Genomic DNA, 17,446 nt, shown 5'->3' with positions numbered 1-17,446 from the left:
CCGAGGTGTTTCATGATTAGCTTCATCCTCAGGTCACGCGACGGAACGTCGCGAACGGATGCCGCTGCCGACAAGGCAAGCCTTGCGGATTTGCGCAAGCTTTTCGTCTCGACCGACGAAATGGACGAGTTCGACCAATTTCGCACCGGCCAAAGCGCCGATGCCCTGGCGCTGGTGCCGCAGGACCGCGAGGCCGCGACGCCCATCGCCGACAATATGGTGGTCGAGATCGTTCCCATTCGCCGGCAGATCAAGTTCAAGGACCGCAAGGGCAAGGAACACAAGGTCTATGTCCGCGCCGATGAAACCCTGGCGCAATTCAGGGCGCAGAATGCCGCGCTGGTCGATAAGGACGATGTTTTCCGAATCTCCGGGACGGATGTGGACAAGGCGGCCGAGGCCACGGCCTATCTGCGGCGCGTTGACGAGCTTTCCGTCAAGCGCGAGGCCGAGCCGGCGGTTCCCAAGAAGTTCAAGCTTCTTTACCTGGAGGACGGCGAAAAGCCGCGCCAGGTCGACTGGCCCGATGGCGGCGAGAACAAGACGCTTGGCCAATTGCGCGATTTCCTGAAAGGCTGCGAGGGCATTCCCGCGGGCCGCCCGTTCCTTGATTCCTCCGGCAAGCCGATCGCCGAGGATATGGAGCCCTACGAGATCGTCGGGCGGCTGGGAAAGCCCGATGAAAAGCTGGGGCTGCTGCGGTTTCGATTCGAAAGCCCGCGCAAGCGCGGCGCTGCCACGCCTGCAGGCGGCTCCTCGGGGTCGACCCCGCCAAAGCCGAAAAGCGAAACCGGCGGCGGCGCCCAGCCGGGGCTGATCCAGACCGAGGACATGCTGCAACAAGTCCTGGGCCGGCCTACCGCCCCGACGGGTGCGCCGCAGGACGTTTTCGACAACATGGATGGCGGCGAGCGGCAAATCATCCTGAATGCCCTGCGCCATCTTCACGGCCTGCGTTTCGTGCCGATGCCGGATGGCAGTTTCGACCTGGACCGGCCGCCGCGCCCGGCCCTGGACGACGAGGAGGCGGCGGTTTTCCTGACTGTCGCGCGGCCGATCCGCTCGACCCGGTTTTCGGCTTCGGCGACGCAAAGCCGGACGCTGGACGCCATTGCCTCTTCGCTGTCCTGGAATGCCGGTAGCGATTTCGGCGTCGAGGGCAAGGCCGCGAGCCTTTCGATCAAGAGCGATTATTCCGAGACCAAGACGAGCGATCACAAGGAAGCCAGCGCGGCGCTGCATATGCGGATCGAATATCTGGTGGCCAGGGCCGAGATCGTGATCGATCCGCGCAATGCGATCCTGTGCAAGCCGCTTTATGACGAGGTGAACGCATTGGCCAATGCCATGCCGGAAACGCCCGAGGAAAGGGCAGGGGCGCTTGCCGCCATCCTGGACAGCTATGGGACGCATTTTCCGCTGCGCACGATCATCGGCGGCAAGCTTATCTATCGCCAGGACCGCGAGGCGAAAGCGGGCGAGGACGTGCAGACCCTGGTGCGCGCCTTTTCCACCGAGGTGCAGGGTTCCTACAAGGCGGTGACGGCCAGCGCCCATGGCGGTTTCAAATCGGAAACCTCGTCGAAATCGGTTTCGGAGGAAGCCTTTCAGAATATCGAAGTCACCAGCGCCGGTGGCAATCCGGCCCTGGCGCTTGATCCCTATGGATGGGCGACGACGCTGAGCCATGCGGGATGGTGGAGCGTCATTTCTTTTGCCGATGTGGTGCCGCTGCTTTTCCTGCTGCCCGAGGCGCTGAAAAAGCCGATCATCGGCATTTTCCTGGAAGGCAAGATCGAGGGAAAGCTACGCTCGCCGATAAACTGGCAGAAATACCGCACGCAGCTGCTTCACCATATCGCGACGATGGACCCCGATTCGGAAGAGCTGAAGATCGCGGACCCTGCCGCAGCCGGGCATCCCCAGGAAAAGCCGGCGGAAACCAGGAAAGAAGAGCCGGCCGAGGAACAGGGCGACGATCTTACCATCGGCTCGTGACCGGCCGCCATCCCGTTCATTCATATCGACGTGGTTGATTAGGAAGGGAGCAAGATCATGGATATAGAAAAATTCAGCCTGCGGAATGGCGGCGGTTTCGTCGCCAAGCTTCATGTGGTTGCGGCGCCGCCCGACGGCGGCAGCAGCCAGACCTATGAGGAGAACAGCGATATTCCCCTGGGCCAGGAAAAGACCGTGGACCTGGGATCGCTCAAGATCCCCGAGGGCTCGCGGGTGAAGCTCAAGGCTTTCGTCGTCTGGGGCAATGACAACGTGGCCGAGCAGGCTTTCATCTATCGCAAGGGGACGAACAAGACGGCCAGGTATTCCATTACCGGGACGACGCTTGACAACCAGCTTGGCCTGATCGGCGTGCAATGATCATGCGCCGGCGGAAAACGGTGCCGGGCGGCCCGGTTTCCGCCGGCGTGCCATCCGTGCGTTTGCACGACTATTCTTATCGTGGAGGATGTGGCAATGCCATGGAGTCATCAAGCCAATCTGGACATGCAGGAAATCAAGCGTCTGACCGACGCCGATGATTCGGAAATGGAGCAGCTCATGGCCAGCATGGGGCAATGGGCGCGGGCCAATCTGAACGGCCGCCATTTCATTCCCTTCGGCAGGTTCCGGGATCACGGCGTTTCATTCGTCGTGGAGAATGGCGAAATCATGAGCGCGCAATATGGCGACACGCTGTAGCGGGGTCGTGGATCCCTAGGCGCGTTTCGCATTCGGGCCCCGTCGGGGCTGGGACCGGGCCGCCGGCCATTGCGGCGGGCCGGTCGTTTCGCGCGGCCGTTCAGGTCCGCGAGGCGTCTTCACCGGACTGCGGGTTTTCGCTTTCCAGCACCGAGCGGGTGATGCGCCAGCCGTTTAGGTGATGCGCGCGCAGCACCTCGCGCAGCAGCGGCCCCTGGCGCTGCTTGAGCGCGTCCAGGATCTGCTCGTGTTCATAGACGGCGCGGGCCCAGCGTTCGGGAACCCGGTTGCCGGCATAGCGGAACCGGCGGATCCGGCTGCTTTCGCCATGATAGATGCGGGTCAGGTTGGGGTTGCCGGCGCAATCGACGATCTTCTGGTGGATCGTCTGGTTGATGTGGAAATACTGCATCAGCTCGCCCGCGCGGTAATTGGCGACCATGTCCAGGTGCAGCCGTTCGATCTCGGCGATCTGGGCCGGGGTGGCGCGTTCGCAGGCGCGTTCGGCGCCGACGCTTTCCAGGCCGATCAGCACCTCGATCGCCAGCTCGACGTCCTCATGCGAGATCTTGATGACCGTGGCGCCGCGGTTCGGCTCGATCATGACCAGCCCCTCGCTTTCGAGGATCTTGAACGCCTCGCGCAGCGGGGTGCGGGACACGCCGAGCTGTTCGGTCAGCACGCGTTCGTTGATGCGCTGGCCGTGGGGAAGCGCCCCCGAAACGATCAGGTCGCGGATGTGGCTGGCGACGAATGCCGAGCGTTGCCCCCGTGGCCATTCGGTCTGGCTGTCCAAGAGATCCTCCCCATGTTGCATGCAATATAGGGGGAAATCCCGCCGTTGTGAAGATTTCTGTTGACTCCGCGCATGGATTGCACGCAAATCAGCCAAGATTGGCGGAGGATACGGCAAATCCAAGGGATTGAGGCGGGTGCGAGGCCCGGCATGCTGCGGTATTGCATGCAATGCTGTGGCGGATCTCGTGCCCCGTGCGCCCGGAATGCAATTCCGGGGGCGGTCCCTGCTTGCCATCCGGCCTCCGCAAGGCAAACAGGACCAGGCGCGGCATGAACTATCATCTTCACTTTCGGACGGACCGGCAGCCGGTCGAGACCTGCGTGATCGGCACCGGCGGCTTTGGCCGCAGCTTTCTGGCCCAGGGCCTGCGCGTCCCGATGATGAACGTGCGCGTCGGCGTCGATACCAGCGCGCAGCGCGTGGCCGAGGCGATGCGGGCCGTGGGTATCCCGGCCGGGAAGATCCGCATCTGCGCCTCGGCCGAGGAGGCGGGCGCCGCCTGGCAGGCCGGCGACTATATCGCCGCCGAGGACGTGGCGCATCTGCTGGACCTGCCGCTGGAGGTCTTTGTCGAGGCGACCGGCCACCCCGAGGCGGGCGCGCGCCATGCCCGGCTGGCCATCGAGGCGGGCCGCCATGTCGCCCTGGTATCGAAAGAGGTCGACAGCGTCGTCGGCCCCGGCCTGGCGGCGCTGGCCGAGCGCAAGGGCAGCGTGGTCACGCCGGTGGACGGCGACCAGCCCAGCCTGCTGATCGACCTGATCACATGGGCCGAGACGCTGGGCTTCGAGATCGTCGCGGCCGGCAAGTCGAGCGAATACGACTTCGTCTACGATGCCGCCGCCGGGACGCTGGCCAGCAACGGCCGCACCGTCGAGGCGCCGGAGTTCGGCCGCTGGAGCGAGCTTGGCCTGCGCGACGTGGCCGAGGTGGTGGCCGGCCGCGCCGCCGCCGCCGCGATGCTGCCGCAGCGCGCGGTGCCCGACCTGTGCGAGCTGTCGGTCGTGGCCAACGCCACCGGCTACGGCGTCGATGCGCCGGCACTCCACGCCCCCATCGCCCGGATCACCGAGGTGCCCAGCATCCTGTGCGAGCGGGCGAAGGGCGGGGTGATGGGCGCGACCGGAAAGCTGGACGTGTTCCATTGCCTGCGCGCGCCCGGCGAGGTCAGCTTTGCGGGCGGCGTCTTCGTCATCCTGCGCTGCAACGACGCCGAAACCTGGGATATGCTGAAGGAAAAGGGCCATGTCGTGGCGCGCACCGGCGACGTGGCGATGATCTTCAACCCGCGCCACCTGCTGGGCCTGGAAGCCGCCACCAGCATCCTGGAGGCGGGGCTGATCGGCCGCGGCACCGGCGGGGTCGAGCCCGCGCATCACGTCGACCTGGTGGCTTTCGCCAACCGCGACCTGGCGGCGGGCGAGGTGCTGGCCATGGGCGGCCACCATCATTCCATCGACGGGGTCGATGCGCATCTGATACCCGCATCCGCGCTGAGCGACGAAAGCCCCGCGCCCTTCTATCTGGCTTCGAACCAGCGGCTGCGCCGGCCGGTTGCCGCGGGCAGCTATATCCGCATGGGCGATCTGGACCATCGGACGAATTCCGAGCTGATGGCGCTGCGCGCCATCCAGGACGGCCATTTCCATCGACGCTGAGCGCGTCTGAAAAAGTTCAAGGAGGAGAGAAAGCCATGACCATCACCACCCGCCGCAGCCTGCTGAAAGGCGCGGGCGTCGTCGCCGCCGGCGCCGCCCTGTCGTTTCCCATGCCCTGGACCGCGCGCGCGGCCTCGTCGGTGAAGCTGCGCTTCGGCCACCCCCATCCCGACAGCGACAGCTGGCAGGAGGTCGCCCTGTGGATGGCCGAGACCGTCAAGGAAAAGACCGGCGGCGCGATCACCATCGAGGTGTTTGCGAACGGCATCCTGGGCAGCGACCAGACGATGATCAACGCCGTGCGCGGCGGCTCGATCGACATGATGATCACCGGCAATCCCTTTTTCACCGGCCTTGCGCCGCAGCTGAACGTGCTGGACCTGCCCTATCTGTTCAAGGACCGCGATCACGTGGCCGCGGTCCTGGACGGGGAGCTGGGGGACGAGCTGCGCGCGGGGCTGGAAGCCTCGGACCTGAAGGCGCTGGCGACCTGGGAAACCGGCTGGCGGAACGTGACCAACAGCCGCCGCCCCGTCCACCTGCCCGAAGACCTGAAGGGGCTGAAGCTGCGGACCACGCCGAACCAGGCCCATATCCGCGCCTTCGAGCTGCTGGGCGCCGTGCCGACGCCGATGGCCTTTACCGAGCTGTTCACCGCGCTGGAAATGCGTTCCATCGACGGGCAGGAAAACCCGACGACGCTGATCCTGAACTCGAACTTCTACGAGGTGCAACAGCATATCTCGCTGACCCAGCACGCCTTCACCTCGTCGCCGCTGGTGATGACCAAGGCGACCTTCGACAAGCTTGCGCCCGAGCATCAGACGGTCCTGCTGGAAACCGCCCGCGAAGGGGCGAGGAAGCAGCGCCAGATGAACGCCGACCGCGAGGCGACCTCGCTGGCCGCGCTGAAGGATCACGGCATGGAGGCGGTCGAGGACATCGACCGCGAGGCGTTCCGCGCCATCGTCGCGGATACCGTCCTGGCCGAGTTCGTCGAGAAGTTCGGCGCCGAACTGCCCGGCCGCATCGCGGCCCTGGCCGCCTGAGCATCCGGGGGAAAGCCATGCGCATCGTAGATCTCAGCATGCCGGTCAGGGAGCATTTCCGCTGGCAACCCCAGATCAGCGTCAAGGGCGACAAGTCGGCTGGGGACCAGTTCAGGGTGACTCGGCTTTCGACCACCTGCCACGGGTTCACGCATGTCGATGCGCAGGCCCATTTCATCGCCGGAGCCCCCACCATCGAGGCCACACCCCTTGAGCAGGTGGTGGGCCCGGCCCGCGTCTTCGACCTATCCGACGTCGGCCCCGACGAAGAGATCACGCCCGCCCGGCTGGCGGCGGCCGATCCCGGCGGCGCCGAGGGCGACATCCTGCTGCTGGCGACGCAATGGGATCTGAAGCGGGACGCGGGCACCCGCGCCTTCTGGACCGAGGCGCCCTGGCTGAACCGCGCCGCCGCCGAATGGATCGCGGCGCTGCGGCCCCGCGCCCTGGCGGTGGATTTCCCGCAGGACTATCCGATCCGGCTGCTGCTGGACGGCATCGCGGTGCCGGACGAGGAGCATGTGACCCATGACGTGCTGCTGCGCCAGGGGGTGACGCTGATCGAATACATCGCGAACACCGCCGCGCTGAGCGCAAGCCGGGTGCTGCTGAGCGCCGCGCCGCTGAAGATCGAGAATGCCGACGGCGCCCCCGCGCGCGCCTATGCGATCGAGGGGCTGCTCTGATGGCATCGGGCAAGGTTTTCGCGGCGCGCCTGTCGCGCCTGGCCGACCTGGGCTTTCGCGCCGTCGATGCGCTGCTGGTCGCCATCTTCGCCGTGCTGATCGTGCTGGTCTTTGCCAATGTGGTGCTGCGCTACCTGTTCGACAGCGGCGTCTCGGCGACCGACGAGCTGTCGCGGATGATCTTCATCTGGATCGCCTTCGTCGGGGCGGTCTGCGTCGCCCGCCGCAACGGGCACCTGGGGGTGGACCTGCTGACCGCAAGCCTTTCGCCGCGCGCGCGCCGGGTCTGCAGGGTGCTGACCGATGTCGTCATCGTGCTGTGCTGCATCGTGCTGTCGGTGGGGGCATGGCAGCAGACCGTGGCCAATCTTGGCAATATCGCGCCGGTTTCCGGCCTGCCCACGGCGCTGAACTATCTTGCGCCCTTCGTGGGCGGCGTCGGCATCGGGCTGGTCGCCTGCGTGGACCTGGTCGCCGCGCTGCTTGGCGCGGCCGAGCCCGACCACGAAGAGGGGCACACCGCATGATCCTGATCGTCTTTGTCGTTTCTCTGCTGGCCGTGCTGGCCATCGGCGTGCCCATCGCCTTCGGCCTCGTCATCAGCGGCGTGGCGATGATGTGGTATCTGGACGCGCTGGACTGGCAGCTCATCGCGTTGCAGATGACCAATGGCGCCGACAGCTTTCCGCTGCTGGCGATCCCCTTCTTCCTCATGGCGGGCGAGGCCATGAACGCGGGCGGCATCTCGCGCCGGCTGGTCGCCTTCGGGCTGACGCTGGTCGGGCATGTGCGGGGCGGCCTGGGCTACGTGACCATCGTCACGGCGCTGCTTCTGGCCAGCCTGTCGGGCTCGGCCATCGCCGATACGGCGGTTCTGGCGGGCATGCTGATCCCGATCATGCGCAAGGCGGGCTACGACATCAACGCATCCTCGGGGCTGATCGCCTCGGGCGGGATCATCGCGCCGGTGCTGCCGCCCTCGATCGGCTATATCGTCTTCGGCGTCGCCGGCAGCGTCTCGATCACCAAGCTGTTCATCGCCGGGATCGCGCCGGGGGTGATGATGGCGCTGGTGCTGGCCGTGACCTGGTGGTTCGTCAGCCGCCGGGACGCCGTCGCCACCATGCCGCGCGCCTCGCTGGGCGAGGTCGCCAAGGCCGCGGGCGATGCCGCGCTGGCCTTCGTGCTGCCGGTCATCATCGTCGTCGGGCTGAAGGCCGGCGTGTTCACGCCGACGGAGGCGGGCGTCGTCGCCTGCGTCTATTCGATCCTCGTCGGGCTGTTCGTCTATCGCGAGCTGAGCCTGCGCCAGCTTTACGGCTGCATGGTGGGCGCGATCCATACCACGGCCGCCGTCATGCTGCTGTGCGCCGCCGCCGCCATCACCGCCTATCTGATCGCCATCGCCAATATCCCGATGCTGCTGGGCGGCTGGCTGGGCGGATTGCAGGACAACCCGCTGCTGCTGATGGCGCTGATCATGCTGATCGTGGTGATCGTCGGCACGGCGCTGGACTTCATCCCGACCATCCTGATCCTGACGCCCGTGCTGCTGCCGATCATCAAGGCGGCCGGGATCGATCCGGTCTATTTCGGGGTGATGCTGATCATGAACTCGGCCATCGGCCTGATCACGCCGCCGGTCGGCACCGTGCTGAACGTCGTCTGCGCCGTGGCGCGCATCAAATATGTCGATGCGGTGCGGGGGGTGATGCCGTTCCTGATCGCGGAAACCGCGCTGCTGGTCCTGCTGATCCTGTTCCCGCAGCTGATTACCGAGCCGCTCGCGTGGTTCTATTGATCCGGCAAGGAGAGAAAGATGCTTCTGGGCGCTATCGCCGATGACCTGACCGGGGCCACCGACCTTGCCCTGACCCTGTCGCGCAACGGGATGAAGACCTTGCAGGTGGTGGGCGTGCCGGCCCCGGATGCCGATTTCGGCAATGCCGATGCGGTGGTCGTGGCGCTGAAGTCGCGGACCATTCCCGCCGCCGAGGCGGTCGCGCAATCGCTTGCCGCCGCGCGGATCCTGGTCGAGCGGGGGGCGGCGCAGCTTTACTTCAAATATTGCTCGACCTTCGATTCCACCGACCGGGGCAATATCGGCCCGGTGATCGACGCGCTGCTGGACCTGCTGGGGGAAAGCCGCAGCGTCGCCTGCCCGGCCTTCCCGGAAAACGCCCGCACCCTTTACAAGGGCCATCTGTTCGTCGGCGACGTGCCGCTGTCGGAAAGCCCGATGAAGGATCACCCGCTGACGCCGATGCGCGACAGCAACCTGGTGCGGGTGCTGGGCCGCCAGACCGCGCGGCCCGTCGGCCTGGTGCCGCTGGAAGCCGTCCACCAGGGCGTGGGGCCGCTGCGCGAAGCCCTGGCCGCGCAGGGGGGGATCGCCGTCGTGGACGCGATCACCGACGAGGATCTGCGGGTGATCGGCGCCGCGCTTGCCGACATGCGGCTGGTGACGGGCGGCTCGGCGCTGGCGCGGGGCTTGCCGCAGAACTTCCGCGCCCGCGGCCTCCTGCCGGCGGTGCAGGCGGAGGCGGCCTTTGCTGCACCCAAGGGCGCCGGGATCTTCCTTGCCGGCTCCTGCTCGGCCGCGACGCGGCGGCAGGTCGCGGATGCCCAGGCGCGCGGCGTGGCCGCGCTGAAGGTCGATCCGCTGGCCATCGTCGAGGGACGCCAGACCGCCGCGCAGGCGCTGGACTTCATCGCGGCGCATGCCGGCGACGCCTATCCGCCGCTTCTGTATTCCTCGGCCGATCCCGACGAGGTCAGGGCCGCGCAGGAGCGGCTGGGGCAGGGCGAGGCCGGCGAGATCGTCGAGCGCTTCCTGGCCGCGATCGCGCAGGCGCTGCGGCAAAGGGGCTATCGCCGCTTCATCGTGGCGGGGGGCGAGACCTCGGGCGCGGTGGTGCAGGCGCTGGGGGCCACCACCGTCGCCATCGGGCCCGAGATCGATCCCGGCGTGCCCTGGGTGCTGACCCAAGGGCCGGACGCCCTGTGCCTGGCGCTCAAGTCCGGCAATTTCGGCAGCGACGATTTCTTTACCAAGGCTTGGGGGCAAATCCGGTGACGGCGGTGATTTCCGAAGAGACCCGGATGCGGGATTCGATCTGCGCCGTGGGCAAGTCGCTGTTCGACCGCGGGCTGACCGCGGGCTCGACCGGCAATATCAGCGCGCGGCTGGGGGACGGGCGGCTGCTGATGACGCCCACCAACGCCTCGCTTGGCACGCTTGATCCGGGGCGGCTGTCGCTGTTCGACGCCGACGGCACCCATGTCGCAGGCGACAGGCCCACCAAGGAGGCGTTCCTGCACCGCTGCATGTATTGCGAGCGGCTGGGGGCCAATGCGGTCGTGCATCTGCATTCGACCCATGCCGTCGCGGTCAGCATCCTGGCGGATACCGATCCCGAGGACGCGCTGCCGCCGCTGACCGCCTATTACGCCATGCGCGTCGGGCGGCTGCCGCTGGTGCCCTATTACGCGCCGGGGGACGAAGCCCTGGCCCTTGCCGTGAAGCAGGAGGCCCGCCGCGTCCATGCCGTGCTGCTGGCCAATCACGGGCCGGTCGTCGCCGGCCGCTCGCTGCTGGATGCGCAATATGCGATGGAAGAGCTGGAAGAGACGGCCAAGCTGCACCTGATGCTTCACGGCCGCGCCGTCCGCCCGCTGAGCCGGGCCGAGGCCGACCGGCTGGCCGGGGGCTGATTTTGCCTGTTTGCCCCCGCGTCTGCCGGGGGATAGGATCCGCGCCGGCCCGGTGGGGCAGGGATGGGACGGACGGATGGCGGTATCGGGTCTGAATTGGGACGATCTTCGGATCGTCCAGGCGGTGTGCAGGACCGGCTCGTTCTCGCGCGCCGCGCGCAGCCTGCAGCTGAACGAAACCACCATCAGCAGACGGGTGCTGCGGCTGGAGGACGAGCTGGGCACCAGCCTGTTCGACGCCGTGAACGGCGAGCGCCGCCCGACCGCCGCCTGCCGGGCCGTGGTCGGCAATCTCGACATGATGGCCAATGCGGCCGCGGACATCGCGCGGATGCTGGGCACGCGCGACCATGCCAGCCGCAAGCTGCGGCTGACGACGATTTCCGCCATCGCGGAATACCTGCTGGCGCCCCGGCTGGGCGATCTGTTCGCCGCCCTGCCGGACCTGTCGCTGGCGCTGGAGACCTCGGACAGCAACGTGGACATGTCCCGCTGGGAAGCCGACCTGGCGATCCGGCTGGGGCGGCCGCGGCAGGGCGCCTTCCTGATGCGCAAGATCGGCACGCTGAACTTCTGGCTGATCCGGCCTGCGGGCGGCGGCGCAAGCAGGATCGCGGTCTATCCCGAGGCTTTGGCCGGGACGCCGGAGATGCAGGCGCTGCTGGCGCAGGAGGGCCTGGGGCCGGTGCTGCTGGAGACCAGCGACCTGAAGGTGATGCGCCGGCTTCTGGAAGACGGGCTGGCGGTCGGCGTGCTGCCGGATTTCCTGGCCGACGAGATCCCGGCCGAGGCCCCGGTGGTCAGGACGCCGCTGCAGGTTTCGCGCGATGTCTGGCTGCTGTCGCAGCCGCATCTGCGCGACGATCACCACGCAAAACAGCTGTCGGACTGGTGCGTCAGCCTGTTCGCCGCGCGCAGCCCCTGAACCCGCCTCATACGAAGGAATGGCTTTTTCAAGCCCTCGCCGGGGTGGCGACGAAGGAGTTAAACCGTTTGTTTTCAATGCGATGAATGCCGAGGCACCAAGCCGTGCAGAAATGCAACCGGGGGCTGCAAGAATAGATATTTCAGCCCTGTGACTAATCGCCGCACAGTCCGGCTTGCCGAGAGTCGCCCGGAAGCCGTGAACGCTTCAGCCACATCTCGGGCACCGGAACCATGCGAGAGGAGGCGCAAGGTGGCGAGCTTGGACAATTTTGATATGGCGGCTGGCCGGACCGATGGCGTCGCGGATTGCGTCGCCTTTCCCGGCCGGTTTTCGACCTGGACCCGCGCGCTGATCCTGGCGGCCAGCGCCGCCGGCGGGGGCGCCGCCGCCCTGGCCATGGACGCGGCGCATGTCGCGCTGGTGCTGGGGCTGGCCGCCTTTGCGGGCGGGCTGCTGTCGACCTGGTCGCCCTGCGGCTATTCGTCGATCTCGTTGCTGCGCCCGACGGGCAAGGGGGCGCGGGCGGTGCTGGACTGGCTGCCGACCTTTGCGACCCATGGGCTGGGCTATGCCCTGGGGGCGCTGATCCTGGGCACCCTGCTGGGCGCCATCGGGGGGATCGCGGGCCTTTCCGGCTTCGCCACCAGCTTCGGGCTGGGGCTGCTGGCCGTGATCGGCCTGGCCTATGGCGCGCACCAGCTGGATTTCCTGCGCGTGCCCTATCCGCAGCGCCGGGCGCAAGTGCCCCATGACGCGCGGCAGCGCTTTCCGAAATGGGTCGTGGGCGGGCTTTACGGCCTGTCGCTGGGACTGGACTACCTGACCTATGTCCAGACGCCGCTGCTGTATCTGGTGACGGCCGCCGCCGTCCTGTCGGGCAATGTCGCCGAGGCCGTGGCGCTGATCGCGATCTTCAACCTGGGCCGCTACCTGCCGGTCGCGGTGAACCTGCTGCCGGTCACGGATTACCAGATCCAGTCCTGGCTGGGCCGGAACCAGGAACGCGCCGCCATCGCCGATGGCGCGATCCTGACGGCGGTCGGCGCGGCCTTCGCCATGTTGGCGCTGGCCTGATCCCAATCCCCATTCCTGCACGCTTTTGCCCGCGCGCCGTCGCCACGGTCCGGGCGCCATCCAAGGGAGGAAACGATGGCTTCTGCACGAGAATCGACCCCCAGATACCTGACGCTGATCGGCGCGACGCTGGCCTGTTCGGCGCTGGCCCTGGGCGCGGCCCAGGCCCAGACCGAACCGGCCGAGCCGGAGGCGCCGGCCGAAACCGCCGCTGCCGATGCCGCCGGCCAGACCGAGGGTCAGCGCGGTGCCGCCGAAGCCGCGGCCGCCCTTGCCGCGGGCGAGGCGGACGAGCCGGTGATCCTGGAGGCCCCGGCGCCGGATGCGAGGCGGGTCTATATCCAGGATCCGGCGCATTTCGCCGCCATCACCCAGCAATTCGTCATCGACGGCTCGACCGGGCGGATCCTGGGCATGACCGACGGCGGCTTCCTGCCGCATCCGGTCGCGGCCGAGGACGGCTCGTTCTTCGCCCAGGCCAGCACCGTCTTCGAGCGTATCGCGCGCGGCAAGCGCACCGATTACGTCGAGGTGTTCGACCCCGTCACCTTCCTGCCCATCGCCGACATCGAGCTGCCCGACGCGCCGCGCTTCCTGGTGGGCACCTACCAATGGATGAACGCGCTGACGCCGGACAACAAGAACCTGCTGTTCTACCAGTTCTCGCCCGCGCCGGCGGTCGGCGTGGTCGACCTGGAGGGCAAGACGTTCGACCGCATGCTGGACGTGCCGGACTGCTATCACATCTTCCCGGCATCGCCGACGGTCTTCTACATGAACTGCCGGGACGGCAGCCTGGCCCGCGTGGATTTCGCCGATGGCGAGACCAAGGTGACGAACACCGAGGTTTTCCATACCGAGGATGAGTTGCTCATCAACCATCCCGCCTTCTCGCTGCGCTCGGGCAGGCTGGTCTGGCCGACCTATACCGGCAAGATCTTCCAGGCCGACCTGACCGCCGAGGGCGCCACCTTCCGCGCGCCGATCGAGGCCCTGACCGAGGCGGAGCGCGCCGACGACTGGCGGCCCGGCGGCTGGCAGCAGACCGCCTATCACCGCCAGTCGGACCGCATCTACCTGCTGGTGGACCAGCGCGACGAATGGAAGCACAAGGCCGCCAGCCGCTTCGTCGTGGTGCTGAACGCCGAGACCGGCGAGCGGATCAACAAGATCGAGCTGGGCCACGAGATCGACTCGATCAACGTCAGCCAGGATGCGGAGCCCCTGCTTTACGCGCTGTCGGCGGGCACTCAGACGCTGCACATCTACGACGCGGCGACCGGCGAGGAACTGCGCAGCGTCGACCAGCTTGGCCGCGGCCCGCAGATCATCACCACCCATGACATGGATTCGTGACATGCAGCAGGTCTTGCAGGAACCGCTGATCCATTGGGCGTTGCGGAGCTTCCTGGCGGCGCTGTTCGCCACCGCCGCCCTGTCCAAGCTGACCGGGATGGAAGAGTTCCACGGTGTGGTCCGCAACTTCCGCCTGCTGCCCGACATGGCCAGCCGGGCGGTGGCGATGGTGCTGCCGGTGGCGGAGCTGGCCGTCGCCGCCGGGCTCATGATCCCGGCGCTGGCCGCGCCCGCCGCGCTGGCCGCCGCCGCGCTGCTGGGCGTCTTTGGCCTGGCCATCGCGGTCAACGTGCTGCGCGGGCGCACGCAGATCGACTGCGGCTGCTTTCGCAACGGCATGAAGCAGCGGATCAGCTGGGCCATGGTCGCGCGCAACGCCGTGCTGACGGCGATGGCGCTGGGCGCGGCCGCCCTGCTGCCCGCCGCGCGGCCGGGCGGGACGGCCGACCTGGCGACGGGAATGCTGGCCGGGTCGGTCCTGTTCCTTCTGTATTTCAGCGCCTCGATGCTGGGCGGATTGCCCGCCCGGCACCCCTCAACCGCTTCCGTGAAAGGTCGCTGACATGACGTTCCTGATTGCTTCCAACATCCTTCTGTGGATCGCCTTCCTGGGCGTGACGGTGGTCATGCTGGGCCTGATGCGGCAGGTGGGCCTGCTGCACGAGCGCTCCTCGCCCATGGGCGCGATGATCACCGACCACGGCCCCGACATCGGCGACATGGCGCCCGAGTTCGACCTGCCCGACTATTTCGGCCGGTCGGTCCATATCGGCGGCGCGTCCGAGCGGCCGACGCTGCTGATGTTCACCGCGCCCACCTGCCCGGTCTGCGACAAGCTGTTCCCGATCATCAAGTCCATCGCCAGGGCCGAGAAGATCGGCGTGGTGATGATCAGCGACGGCGCGCCCGAGGAACACGCCCGCTTCCTCAAGAACCACGAGCTGGGCCAGATCCGCTATGTCGTCTCGGCCGAGATCGGCATGGCCTTCCAGGTCGGCAAGATCCCCTATGGCGTGCTGGTGGACGGCGAGGGCGTGATCCGCGCCAAGGGCCTGACCAACACCCGCGAACACCTGGAAAGCCTGCTGGAGGCGGACAAGACCGGCTTCGCCTCGCTCCAGCAGTTCATGGCCAGCCGCAAGAAGAACGCGGCCTGACCCGGCCGTTTCCACCTTGGTCCCAAGCAGAGGGAGGATAAACGATGCTGGGGAATTTCAGATTTGACGACATGGTCGAGAAACTGTCCCGCCGGGTGGCGGGCCGCACCAGCCGCCGCGGCGCCATCGGCCGCCTGGGCACGGTGCTGGCGGGGGCGGCGCTGGTGCCGCTGCTGCCGGTGGATCGGCGCGGCCGCGTCAGCCGCGCCAATGCCGCCGGCCCCGCGGAAGGCGTCGATCCGCGCGCCAAGTGGCAGCCGCAGGACAACGACATCCAGGCCTGCGACTACTGGCGGCACTGTTCCATCGACGGCAACATCTGCGACTGCTCGGGCGGGTCGCTGACCAACTGCCCGCCGGGCACCAAGCTGGCGACGGCGTCCTGGGTGGCGAGCTGCTACAACCCGACCGACGGGCAAAGCTACCTGATCGCCTATCGCGACTGCTGCGGCTACAACGTCTCGGGCCGCTGCCCCTGCCTGAACACGGAAGGCGAGCTGCCGGTCTATCGCCCGGAATTCGCCAACGACATCATCTGGTGCTTCGGCGCCGAGGATGACGCGATGACCTATCACTGCACGATCTCTCCCATCGTCGGCAAGGCAAGCTGACGATCCCGGCCGGGCGGTCGGCCCGCCCGGTCCCATCCCTTCAGGAGGTTTCCATGATTTCTGCAAAGACGCTTCGGCCGGCCATCGCGGCCATCGCCCTTTTCGCCATCGGCGCGACCGGAGCATGGGCACAGGACAAGATCACCGTCACCAGCGAAAAGCCGGTCGCGGCCGCCGATGTGCCCGCCGATGCCGTCGTCGTCGGCATCGAGAAGATGAAATACCTGACCCCGGAAGTGACCATCAAGGCGGGCGAGACCGTCTATTGGGTCAACGGCGAGGTGATGCCCCACAACGTCGCCTTCAAGAAGGGCATCGTGGGCGAGGACGCGTTCCGCGGCGAGATGATGACCAAGGACCAGGCCTATGCGATCACCTTCAACGAGGCGGGAAGCTATGACTATTTCTGCACGCCCCATCCCTTCATGCGGGGCAAGGTCATCGTCGAATAGGTGCCGCCATGTGGATTCCCTATGACCTGCGCGCCTCGCTGAAGGGCGAAACCGACCGGGAAACGCTGCGCCTGTCGCGGGCCGACGGGCAGCCGCGCCAGTTCCTGGTGGGGTTCTTCCTGCGCAACCCGGTCACGCAGGCCTGGGAACTGGACCTGGCGGCCGAGGACGGCCTGCCGGAACTGCCTGCCGTGCCGGCGGGGGCGAGTTTCAGCATCTGCCCGAACGAGGCCGGCAAGCTGGCCGAGGTGATCTATCGCCTGCCCGCGCGTTCGGCCACCGAGGCGCTGGAGCTTGCCCATGCCGACCTGCAGCCGCGCCTGCTGGCCTGGCTGGCCAGGGTCGGGCGCGGCATGGCCATCGCCGGCTGGCGGGTGGCCGACATGACGCATCGCGCCCGCTGGCGCAGCACGCCCTTTCGGCCAAGCGCGATGAGCCTGGATTTCGCCCTGGCGCCGGTGGACCGCGACCTGGCGCCGGTGGTCGAGCTGTTCCAGCGCGCCAGGAACGCCCCCGACCCCGCCAGCCGGCTGCTGGCCGCCTTTGCCGTGCTGTCGGCGGCGGTCGGCCATCCGGCCATGGCCGGATCGGGCGCCGCCACGCTGAGCATCACCCAGGACATGCTGATCCATTCGGGCGCCATCGTGCTGCCGGACCCGCTGATGGGCATTGCGCTGGCCGATCTGATCGCGCTCTTGCGTCCCGAGCATGACCGGCTGGTCGGCCGCGACGGGGTGCTGCTGCCGGTGCTGGACGACCTGGCCGGGCAGAAGCGGCTGTCGCTGCTGGCGAACCTGGCCGACCTGGTCGCGCATCGCCTGATCCAGGCCGAGCTTGCCGCGCGGCACCGGGATGCGCCGGCCCCGGCAATGGCGGCGGGGGCCTAGGGCGATGCGGGGGCCGTCGCGGATCCTGCTGCTGCTGTCCTCGGCCTTCATGGTGGTGACGGGGGGGATGCTGGGCACCGCGGCCGAGCAGGGCGGCGATGCGCAGCGTCATGACCGGCGGCTGGCCGATCTGGGGCGGGCGCTGTTTCACGACCCCGCCCTGTCGCGCGACGGCACGCAATCCTGCGCGACCTGCCACGATCCCGACCACGCCTTTACCGACCCGCGCGAAGGCCTGGCGGGCCGGGCGGTGTCGATCGGCGACGACGGCGCCTCGCATGGCGACCGGAACACGCCGACGCTGTCCTATGCCTTTCTCAGCCCGGATTTCCACCGCGACGCCAAGGGCAATTACAAGGGCGGGCAGTTCTGGGA

The 17,446-nt window shown here is 67.6% G+C and carries 20 protein-coding genes; 19 read left to right on the top strand and 1 reads right to left on the bottom strand.

Annotated features, from left to right (window positions below):
* Positions 1-12: 12 nt before the first annotated feature.
* The 3 genes from IT40_RS03070 to IT40_RS03060 all read left to right on the top strand — a co-directional run bounded on the left by IT40_RS03070 (position 13) and on the right by IT40_RS03060 (position 2,700).
* Positions 13-1,998, top strand: a complete 1,986-nt coding sequence (locus IT40_RS03070; RefSeq protein WP_116171271.1) for an MAC/perforin domain-containing protein — start codon at positions 13-15, stop codon at positions 1,996-1,998.
* 57 nt (positions 1,999-2,055) lie between these two features.
* Positions 2,056-2,379 (top strand): hypothetical protein, encoded by a 324-nt coding sequence (locus tag IT40_RS03065; RefSeq protein ID WP_036750461.1) that lies wholly within the window; start codon positions 2,056-2,058, stop codon positions 2,377-2,379.
* A 126-nt stretch (positions 2,380-2,505) separates the two neighbouring features.
* Positions 2,506-2,700 (top strand): hypothetical protein, encoded by a 195-nt coding sequence (locus IT40_RS03060; RefSeq protein WP_036750459.1) that lies wholly within the window; start codon positions 2,506-2,508, stop codon positions 2,698-2,700.
* 100 nt (positions 2,701-2,800) lie between these two features.
* Here the strand turns inward: IT40_RS03060 and IT40_RS03055 are convergent, their stop codons facing one another.
* On the bottom strand, positions 2,801-3,496 hold the full coding sequence (locus tag IT40_RS03055) for a GntR family transcriptional regulator (RefSeq protein ID WP_243700284.1): 696 nt from the start codon (positions 3,494-3,496) through the stop codon (positions 2,801-2,803).
* A 272-nt stretch (positions 3,497-3,768) separates the two neighbouring features.
* Here IT40_RS03055 and IT40_RS03050 point away from each other — a divergent pair, with 272 nt between their 5' ends.
* The 16 genes from IT40_RS03050 to IT40_RS02975 all read left to right on the top strand — a co-directional run.
* Positions 3,769-5,157 carry an NAD(P)H-dependent oxidoreductase gene (locus IT40_RS03050; protein WP_036750456.1) on the top strand — a complete coding sequence of 463 codons (1,389 nt, stop codon included), beginning with the start codon at positions 3,769-3,771 and terminating at the stop codon, positions 5,155-5,157.
* A gap of 35 nt (positions 5,158-5,192) precedes the next feature.
* Positions 5,193-6,206 carry a TRAP transporter substrate-binding protein gene (locus IT40_RS03045; protein ID WP_036750454.1) on the top strand — a complete coding sequence of 338 codons (1,014 nt, stop codon included), beginning with the start codon at positions 5,193-5,195 and terminating at the stop codon, positions 6,204-6,206.
* A 17-nt stretch (positions 6,207-6,223) separates the two neighbouring features.
* The gene (locus IT40_RS03040) at positions 6,224-6,892 is read left to right on the top strand and encodes a cyclase family protein (RefSeq protein WP_036750452.1); all 669 of its coding nucleotides are present in this window, start codon (positions 6,224-6,226) and stop codon (positions 6,890-6,892) included.
* A complete protein-coding gene (locus tag IT40_RS03035; protein WP_052095697.1) occupies positions 6,892-7,419 on the top strand; it encodes a TRAP transporter small permease in 528 nt (175 codons plus the stop codon). Before IT40_RS03040 ends, IT40_RS03035 begins: the two co-directional genes overlap by 1 nt.
* Positions 7,416-8,693: a TRAP transporter large permease subunit gene (locus IT40_RS03030; protein ID WP_036750449.1), complete on the top strand. Its 1,278-nt coding sequence runs from the start codon at positions 7,416-7,418 to the stop codon at positions 8,691-8,693. The genes IT40_RS03035 and IT40_RS03030 overlap by 4 nt, the downstream gene beginning before the upstream one ends.
* 18 nt (positions 8,694-8,711) lie before the next feature.
* A complete protein-coding gene (gene otnK / locus IT40_RS03025; protein WP_036750446.1) occupies positions 8,712-9,968 on the top strand; it encodes a 3-oxo-tetronate kinase in 1,257 nt (418 codons plus the stop codon).
* Positions 9,969-9,994: 26 nt separating this feature from the next.
* Positions 9,995-10,606 (top strand): 3-oxo-tetronate 4-phosphate decarboxylase, encoded by a 612-nt coding sequence (gene otnC / locus IT40_RS03020; protein WP_072461877.1) that lies wholly within the window; start codon positions 9,995-9,997, stop codon positions 10,604-10,606.
* Positions 10,607-10,682: 76 nt separating this feature from the next.
* Positions 10,683-11,531, top strand: coding sequence for a LysR family transcriptional regulator (locus IT40_RS03015; RefSeq protein WP_052095696.1), 849 nt, complete (start codon positions 10,683-10,685; stop codon positions 11,529-11,531).
* A gap of 252 nt (positions 11,532-11,783) precedes the next feature.
* A complete protein-coding gene (gene mauF, locus IT40_RS03010; RefSeq protein WP_036750441.1) occupies positions 11,784-12,608 on the top strand; it encodes a methylamine utilization protein MauF in 825 nt (274 codons plus the stop codon).
* 75 nt (positions 12,609-12,683) lie between these two features.
* Positions 12,684-13,964: a methylamine dehydrogenase (amicyanin) large subunit gene (gene mauB / locus IT40_RS03005; RefSeq protein ID WP_036750437.1), complete on the top strand. Its 1,281-nt coding sequence runs from the start codon at positions 12,684-12,686 to the stop codon at positions 13,962-13,964.
* A gap of 1 nt (position 13,965) precedes the next feature.
* The gene (locus IT40_RS03000; RefSeq protein ID WP_036750432.1) at positions 13,966-14,526 is read left to right on the top strand and encodes a methylamine utilization protein MauE; all 561 of its coding nucleotides are present in this window, start codon (positions 13,966-13,968) and stop codon (positions 14,524-14,526) included.
* A gap of 1 nt (position 14,527) precedes the next feature.
* Complete coding sequence (gene mauD / locus IT40_RS02995) at positions 14,528-15,121, top strand: methylamine dehydrogenase accessory protein MauD (RefSeq protein WP_036750429.1); 594 nt, start codon at positions 14,528-14,530, stop codon at positions 15,119-15,121.
* 44 nt (positions 15,122-15,165) lie between these two features.
* The gene (gene mauA, locus IT40_RS02990; protein WP_036750427.1) at positions 15,166-15,732 is read left to right on the top strand and encodes a methylamine dehydrogenase (amicyanin) small subunit; all 567 of its coding nucleotides are present in this window, start codon (positions 15,166-15,168) and stop codon (positions 15,730-15,732) included.
* Positions 15,733-15,785: 53 nt separating this feature from the next.
* Positions 15,786-16,184, top strand: coding sequence for an amicyanin (locus IT40_RS02985; RefSeq protein ID WP_036750422.1), 399 nt, complete (start codon positions 15,786-15,788; stop codon positions 16,182-16,184).
* Between the two features lie 8 nt (positions 16,185-16,192).
* Positions 16,193-17,071 carry a methylamine utilization protein MauJ gene (gene mauJ / locus IT40_RS02980; protein ID WP_036750414.1) on the top strand — a complete coding sequence of 293 codons (879 nt, stop codon included), beginning with the start codon at positions 16,193-16,195 and terminating at the stop codon, positions 17,069-17,071.
* A 4-nt stretch (positions 17,072-17,075) separates the two neighbouring features.
* Positions 17,076-17,446 (top strand): cytochrome-c peroxidase (locus tag IT40_RS02975; RefSeq protein WP_036750409.1); only part of this gene is annotated, 371 nt, incomplete at its 3' end.

This window comes from Paracoccus versutus (genome assembly GCF_000763885.1).
Lineage (GTDB): Bacteria > Pseudomonadota > Alphaproteobacteria > Rhodobacterales > Rhodobacteraceae > Paracoccus > Paracoccus versutus.
Note: the sequence above shows the minus strand (reverse complement) of the source record. Positions and strands in the feature narration are given on the sequence as shown.